Genomic DNA, 6,212 nt, shown 5'->3' on the forward strand with positions numbered 1-6,212 from the left:
TCTAGAAGTAATTAACCATCGTATTGCTAATAAGGAACCACTTTCTGAATGCAGACCCTGTTGCTGACCTTCATGAAGATATGGCAGCAGAGCAGAAGGCAAGAGCAACCTACGAGCATTTACTTAATCTAGCAGAAGACCCTGGTGCAAAGGATGCCTTAAGATTTTTAAGGGAGAGGGAAGTAGTGCATTTCCAAAGATTTGGGGAGGCCTTAAGGATTGTACAGGAGTATCAGCAGCAAAAGAAAATTTATTAGAATATATAGTAAAGAATTTACTAGCCCACGTAGAAGTGATGAGAGTGATATAAATTAATGTAAGATAAGACTGGCCTGTCGTGAGAACTGCAGGCTTTTTGCTGTATAATCTTTTAAATAATATAGTTGATAATTCTACAAAACAATAAATTATTTGTAGGGAATAAGTCTTTAGATTTAAAATTATTCGACAATATTCTTCAGTATAATTGTGAAGTGTTTGATATTATTTAGTGTATATATCATAGTTAATTAGATATTCAAATGAATGGAGGATTGTGAATGAACTTATTTTCCAATAAAAAAAAGAATGATACCTCTAAAATGTTTCATATTTTATTTGATACTTACAATGCCAAAGTATATAGAACAGCATTCTATATATTAAAGAATGAGCAAGATTCTAAAGATGTTGTTCAAGAAACTTTTATAAAGGCCTATAATAAAATCGATAGTTTAAAAGAGTACGATAAGTTTGAAGGGTGGATTTATAGAATTTCATTTAACTTAGCTATTCAGAAATATAAAACAAACAAAAGAGAATTGCCTGTTGAGGATCTAGGGAAAGTAATATCTTATATAGACGTAAAAACTTCAGATCTACCAGAGAAAATACTAGAAGCTAAAGAACATAAAGAATATATTGCTCAAGAAATAAACAACTTAAAGATTGAATATAAAGAAATTATACTACTATACTATTATCTAGATCTAAGTTATGAAGAAATAAGTGAAGTTTTAAACCTAAAGATAGGAACAGTTAAGTCAAGATTATTTAGAGCTAAAGAAGAATTAAGAAAAAAATTAAGGGATCCTAATAGTATGATAAATAGTGGAAGAGGGGAGGTTTTGTAATGAATAAGAAAGTAGATATTCTAGATTCCAATATTAAAGAAGGTATAGAATTAGAATTAAATAAGATAAGTGTTCCGCAAATGGAAGATGTTTGGGAAAATATTGAAAAAGAAATGAAAACCAATAATAAGACTTTCACAAGAATTAAGAAAGTAGCAATCTTTATTGGTGTATCAATTGTTTTAGGGTTATTAATAGGAACAACAGATATATATGCACAATACCAAAAGGTATTGAGTTTAATTGTTAGAACAATGGATAGTACTATTAACATTCAATCCCAAAACAAAAGTAATACTCCCATTGATCTAGATATGGAGCAAGAATCTAAGACTTATAGTGTAACGCTAGATGAAGCTCTTGATAAATCAAGCTTTAAGTTTATGCTGCCTAATGTAATGCCTAAGGGTTATATGTTTGCAGAAGCGATTATTAATGAATTTGGTAAGCAGACTATTAGTTTAGAAATAATATATGTGTCTAATAAAAATGATACTATTAATATTATTATAGAGCCACTTTTAGGTGATTATGTTGAATCAATTAATGTTAATAGTAATCATGCAACATACGAAAAATTCAAAAATGGTGATCTAACTTATAATATAATAAAATTTAAAGATAATCGCATATTAATAATATTTGACCATGATGGAGTTAAATACTCTGTTGAAGGGATAAACGAAGAAGATATATTTGAAATAATACAGCACATAAAATAAGGAGGATGCCTAAGCATCCTCCTTACAGACTGATGAAAAACCCTCATCTTCTTTGTTGCTTCACAAAACCAGCACTCTTACGTATTTCTGTATACGCTGCAATCGCTGGTTTTGATTGCGTCTCCAATCTAAGGGCTTTTGATCAGTCTGCATCTTGAATACTTTGTATTCAATCTATAAGGAGGATGCCAAAGCATCCTCCTTATTTGCATGGATTTATTTGTTGATTATTGCCAGAAAGGAGCTATAAATTTAGCTTAAGCACAAATTATTTTACACAACCTCATTTTATAAGAATATATGAGGTAATAGTACTTTCACTTTCACTAGATCCATCATGAATTACTGTATGAGTGGCTCTAACTCTATAGTAATTATTCTGTTTAACACTATATAATTTACTAAAGCTATGAGAGTCCTCATTACTAATTGAATCGGACCAAGACTTGATAGTAGACCAGCTATCACCTGTCCATACTTCGAGATAAACTTTCAATCTTAGTTGATCGACTATGTCTATAGTAATTGTCCTCGAAGTAATATGGACTACTTGATCACCAATATCCTGTAAAGTGGCTTGAGTAAATGAGATATGTTTATTTGAGTTGGAATTTAGCTTTATATCAATGTCCAAATTTTGTTTGTCTATATCTTCACTTGATCCATAACCCTCTACTTGAGACTTAATACCATCTGGTGTCTCAAAATCCTCTGTTGAAAAAACAAATTGTGTTGATAAAATGATTATACAACTTAGAATCAATATAAATTTCTTTTTCACATTATTCCCCCCTTTTCTATTATGATTATTTACAAATAGATTTTGTTCCTTATAATAGATTATTTTATATAAAATAATTAATTCCAAGATATAATATTAGGAATTTAGTCCTAAAAATAAAAAAAAATCTACAATATGGGAACAATTAAGGTTTTAATTACATCTTTTTTGTAAAGTCATTTTTTTTCAAGTAATTTAAGAGGCGAATAAATTGGGGAGGAGGAATTTATATGAGGGTATAAATGTATCGGGTAGCTTATAGACTTCATCAGGGGTTAGCGAGAGACAAACTGCTTTTCACAATAGAGCAATTTATAATAACAACATAACATATTAGTAGTTAAAATTTTCTTGATATTTGGTAAAATATGTAATACACTAAACTTGTGATATCACACATAAAAAGTAGGAGGAGAAAGCAAATGAAAAAACAAAAACTTTTATCCGTAGTACTTTTGCTTGTTATGACTATGATGTTTGCTACTGTCCCAAATCATGCTGCAGAAAAGGCTGAATCAACACTACAATTTATCATGGTAATGGGTCCTGAGAAGGCGCTGGATAACGTACGAGACACTTTTACTGCAGAATCAAAGAAGATCAGTTCCCAAATCAGCTACACTACATCTGTGGCAAAAGGCAAAGAATACGATACTCTATCCATAGATGGTAAAATAATCCATGATGGAACTGCCATGAGTTTTCAGGCTGAAGGAATGTTGCAGGTTGTTACACTTGATGACAAAAGAGAAATGATATCTGTGCCTCTATTTGGTATAATTGAAATGCCAACCGGCAAAGAGGATATTATTGTTGGATATGACCGTGTTGGTAGTGATGAGGCAATTACCATTTCATTTAATTCACCGAAAATCCAATCAGTTCTGGCATTTGGTACAAGTGTTATGGACGAAAACCTTTTTAAAGAGTATAATCAAAAGCTCGAAACATTAGCGCAGGCAGAAGACGAAAAAGTAAACCTGCAAGATATTGATACAATGTCAACAACACAAAATAGCAGTTCGTGGAGCTTATTAGATCAGGCATATAGCAACTTCGAATATGCAGGTGACACAACGACTGGTGTCTATGGTAAGATTTATAGGGAAACAACAGAAAACGAGCTCCGAATTGATGTAAGAGCCTACACCGATAACGTTAATACCGTCATGGACAATAATAATCCATATCATGTTGAAACATACCTTAGAAGTGTTGAGACCTCTATCAACTTTGACAAGGGCCACTGTGACGGAACGTCACCTTCTGAATCACAGGATGGCTCCTATGTTCTTTGGGAATCTGTATTCTCAGATGTCTTGGGTCACTATGGAATTCCAACAGGTGTATTAAGTTATATATTCAACAGCACCAGAGGTGGTATATTTGTCGATGAGGATATGTATGGCCCCAGTATTAAAGTCCAGGGCAATACATCAGGATCCCTTGATGCTGATCCTGACTATGTCAATACTTTCTACGGCGTAAACCCAAATACTTCTAATCAAACGAGTGGGACATTTACAGTTGAAGCGATTTATAGAGTCTGCGCATCATACCCACAAGTCGGGTTCACCAGCTACTACTCTACTGTTTCCGATACAGAATCATTTAGTACATCTTGGTAACAAAAAGGAGATTATATGAAAAAGTCCATCATCTTTAGTCACATAATACTGACAGTTTTGCTGACGCTGGTACTTGTACATACGCTGATGAATATGGCGGACAGTAGGCGAACACTATTTAGTGTAGCCAACATTGCTTATGTCCAGAAAGTAGGTGAAGTCATATCGACCAAAGACCTATCACATACATCGATTATGATTTTAGCCAGAGAAGCTAATCTAATCAAACTTTCTATTAGAGATGGTTTAGGTAACGGCAACTTGCGGAAAGACACGATATCAATGCTTGAAGTTGTTGAGGATTCCCTTGAAGAAATACATCAATTACTTGAGGACGGTTCAGAGGTTGATGCAAAAGTAGCCGACTTAATTGCATTTGCCAATCAAGCTGAAGAACATGGACGTGACGTACTGGATGCCAATAGCCGTACCAAACTTATGTGGTTAATCAAATGACACCATTGCTTGCTTAGCTAAACAAAAGATCCCTCAGGCAACTATAAGTTGCCTGAGGGATCTTTGATAATCGGATACATGCAGAGCCTGTAGCTGACCTCCATGAGGATATGGCAGCTGAGCAGAAAGCAAGGGCCACCTACGAGCATTTACTTAACCTAGCAGATGATCCTAGTGCTAAAGATGCCTTAAGATTTTTAAGGGAGAGGGAAGTAGTGCATTTCCAAAGGTTTGGGGAGGCCTTAAGGATTGTACAGGAGTATCAACAGGCGAAGAAGATATATTAGCTCATATTGATGTGATGGAGGTAAATCTATTAGCCCATGTAGAAGTGATAGTATTTAATATTGGATGAAATTGGCCTGTAGATTTTTCTACGGGATTTTTGGTACCATTCCAAGCGTCCCCTTGCCTATGCAAATTTCTTTTACTTTTAAAACTAATCTCATAAAAATTATATCATTTTTTTGATTTTATATAATCATCAACTTGTTTTTCTAGTACAATCAATGGCATTCTTCCATTTTTCAAAATCACCCTATGAAATTCTTTAATATTGAACTTTTCTCCTAGTTGCTCCTCAGCCCTTTTCCTTAATTCACGCATTTTCACTAATCCTACAAAATATTTAATCTGGTCACAAGGATTGTTAATGAAAAAATCATAACTCACTTGTGTCTTAGGGTTTCTATGTTTTTTAATGTATTCTTCTGTTTCTGATTTTGTCCACCTTTTATAGTGTATTCCAGTATCAATTGCAGTATTTACTGCAGAAGTTAGATCACTATAAAGGAGTTGAAGTTTATCCTTTGGATTATCTACGAATCCATATTCCATAGGTAGGATTTCTGCATAGCTTGCCCACCCTTCGGTATACCCTCCAAAAGGCATTATTTTTTTAAAATCTGGTATATCCTTATTTTTCATTTCTAATGCAAATTGAAAATGGTGTCCTGGAATTGCTTCATGATAGACTGTTGTTTTCAAACTTTTAGTAATATGAATACCGCTTAAGTAAAATTTAATTTTTGGCTTTATTGAACCATCAATAGAACCAGAGTTATATACTGAAGGTTTATTAGGATCTTCATACATTTCTACTTCTACATCAGCTTCAGGTATTGTATCAAACATTTCAGGTAGTCTTTCTTTCAATTCCCCTACAATTAACTTATATTCCTTTTTAGCCTCTTTATAATGAACCCATAGGGTGAGACACAAAATCTAAAATTTAAGTTATAATGATCTTATGAAAAAGAGAAATAGCTACCCCCCAGAGTTTAAAACCAAAGTTGTCTTAGAAATCTTAGCGGAAACATTTACAATAAACGAGCTTGCTGCTAAGTATCATATCAGTCCAGTGGTCTTATCTCGCTGGAAAAACGAGTTCTTAGATCGAGCCTCTGAGGTATTTAAGAAAGGGCCTTCAGAAGACGCAAAAGAACTAGAAGAAAAGAAAGAACATATTTCAGCCTTAGAGCAGAAAATTGGCCAGCTTACCTATGAGGTAGAC

General features: G+C 33.5%; 9 protein-coding genes. 7 read left to right on the plus strand and 2 right to left on the minus strand.

What is annotated here, in order from left to right; all coding sequences use genetic code 11:
- Nucleotides 1–23: 23 nt before the first annotated feature.
- The 3 genes from F8153_RS14775 (at nt 24) to F8153_RS14785 (ending at nt 1,834) form a co-directional block, all read left to right on the plus strand.
- Nucleotides 24–257, plus strand: a complete 234-nt coding sequence (locus F8153_RS14775; protein ID WP_330577806.1) for a manganese catalase family protein — start codon at nt 24–26, stop codon at nt 255–257.
- A 282-nt stretch (nt 258–539) separates the two neighbouring features.
- On the plus strand, nt 540–1,112 hold the full coding sequence (locus F8153_RS14780; RefSeq protein ID WP_151867132.1) for an RNA polymerase sigma factor: 573 nt from the start codon (nt 540–542) through the stop codon (nt 1,110–1,112).
- Nucleotides 1,112–1,834: a DUF4367 domain-containing protein gene (locus F8153_RS14785; RefSeq protein ID WP_151867133.1), complete on the plus strand. Its 723-nt coding sequence runs from the start codon at nt 1,112–1,114 to the stop codon at nt 1,832–1,834. Before F8153_RS14780 ends, F8153_RS14785 begins: the two co-directional genes overlap by 1 nt.
- A 283-nt stretch (nt 1,835–2,117) precedes the next feature.
- Here the strand turns inward: F8153_RS14785 and F8153_RS14790 are convergent, their stop codons facing one another.
- Entirely contained in the window at nt 2,118–2,615 is a 498-nt protein-coding gene (locus tag F8153_RS14790) for a DUF6147 family protein (RefSeq protein WP_151867134.1), read from the minus strand.
- Between the two features lie 422 nt (nt 2,616–3,037).
- Between F8153_RS14790 and F8153_RS14795 the strand changes: the two genes are divergently transcribed.
- From F8153_RS14795 to F8153_RS14805, 3 genes are all read left to right on the plus strand, one after another.
- Nucleotides 3,038–4,243, plus strand: a complete 1,206-nt coding sequence (locus F8153_RS14795; protein WP_151867135.1) for a hypothetical protein — start codon at nt 3,038–3,040, stop codon at nt 4,241–4,243.
- A 15-nt stretch (nt 4,244–4,258) separates the two neighbouring features.
- Complete coding sequence (locus tag F8153_RS14800; protein WP_151867136.1) at nt 4,259–4,699, plus strand: hypothetical protein; 441 nt, start codon at nt 4,259–4,261, stop codon at nt 4,697–4,699.
- A 74-nt stretch (nt 4,700–4,773) separates the two neighbouring features.
- On the plus strand, nt 4,774–4,986 hold the full coding sequence (locus tag F8153_RS14805) for a manganese catalase family protein (RefSeq protein WP_330577807.1): 213 nt from the start codon (nt 4,774–4,776) through the stop codon (nt 4,984–4,986).
- A 172-nt stretch (nt 4,987–5,158) separates the two neighbouring features.
- Here the strand turns inward: F8153_RS14805 and F8153_RS14810 are convergent, their stop codons facing one another.
- Nucleotides 5,159–5,920, minus strand: coding sequence for a DUF885 domain-containing protein (locus F8153_RS14810; RefSeq protein WP_279237143.1), 762 nt, complete (start codon nt 5,918–5,920; stop codon nt 5,159–5,161).
- 28 nt (nt 5,921–5,948) lie between these two features.
- On the opposite strand from F8153_RS14810, the gene F8153_RS14815 reads away from it, so the two are divergent.
- The coding region (locus tag F8153_RS14815) for a transposase (protein WP_151867139.1) at nt 5,949–6,212 on the plus strand (264 nt) is incomplete at its 3' end.

Source organism: Alkaliphilus serpentinus (assembly GCF_009017255.1).
GTDB classification, from domain to species: domain Bacteria; phylum Bacillota; class Clostridia; order Peptostreptococcales; family Natronincolaceae; genus Alkaliphilus_D; species Alkaliphilus_D serpentinus.